At 66.2% G+C, this 993-nt stretch carries 1 protein-coding gene; it reads right to left on the reverse strand.

Annotated features, from left to right (window positions below; translation table 11 throughout):
• Positions 1-10 precede the first annotated feature (10 nt).
• The gene (locus tag IEY61_RS30885) at positions 11-853 is read right to left on the reverse strand and encodes a transposase family protein (protein ID WP_189050880.1); all 843 of its coding nucleotides are present in this window, start codon (positions 851-853) and stop codon (positions 11-13) included.
• Between the last annotated feature and the right edge of the window lie 140 nt (positions 854-993).

Below are 993 nucleotides of genomic sequence, written 5' to 3' on the forward strand. Positions count from 1 at the left end.
TGACGTGATCTCAACAAGGATCCGGTAGGTATCGGTATTCGAAATGTGTGAGGTGGAGAGCGGCGCGGACGATGTTGCCGACTTGTCGTGGGCTGGCTGTGCTGTGACGCAGGGTCCGCCAGCGGCCGACGAGGATCGCGAAGCCGCGTTCTCCGAGGCACCGTGTGGATCGAAGCGTGGCGTTGTAGGTCCGGTTGTCGGCGGCGAGCCGGCGGCCGTCGGCGGGCTGCTTGTACGGAGCGTGGATGCCCTGGCCAGCGCCTTCGTAGCCTGAGTCCGCCAGGGTCGGCAGCCGCAGTTCGGAGGCCGCCCAGTAGAGGGCACCGGTGACGTCCAAACGCTGGGCGCAGGTCAGGTCATGCAGATGTCCGGGCATCGCATCCGAGGTCCAGACAGGTAGTCCGTCAGGGCGCATCACGGCTTGAATGTTCGCCCCGAAGTCGCGGTGTTTGCCGGAATACCACGCGTCGATCGTTTTGCCTTTCACGCTCACGGTGGTCTCGGCGACGCGGTCGGTGTCGAACAGCTTCCCGTCGAGGATCACGTGCGACCAGCCGTCGGCGGCGACCCGGCGCAGCGCGTCGTGCAGGGTGGGTGTCTGCGCCGCCAGGACCCGCACGGCCTCGGCCACGTACCGGTACGCGGTCGCCCGCGACACCCCGAACCCCGCCCCGAGGGTGGTCTTGTCCTCGCCCTTGCGGAACCACACCAACACCAGAAGTGCCTGGTAGAAGCACGTCAACGCTCTGGTCCGGCGGCGGGTGCCCACCGCCCGACGTTCGGCACGAAGCAGCCGCGCCACGTGCTGGACGAGTTCCCTGGGAACGTCGAGCCTGGCAGAATAGGCGATCACGTGGAGCCCTCTCGAAGACTGGATTCTGTCGCAAGAACCTGTCTATCGATGGCTCCACGCCCACATCCAACACCGTCCGGTATGGACGTTACGCCCGTGTCATCCCCACCCGGCCGCCGAACCTTGCTGAGATCACCTCA

This window comes from Micromonospora sonchi (assembly GCF_014646235.1).
In the GTDB taxonomy this organism is placed as follows: Bacteria; Actinomycetota; Actinomycetes; order Mycobacteriales; family Micromonosporaceae; genus Micromonospora; species Micromonospora sonchi.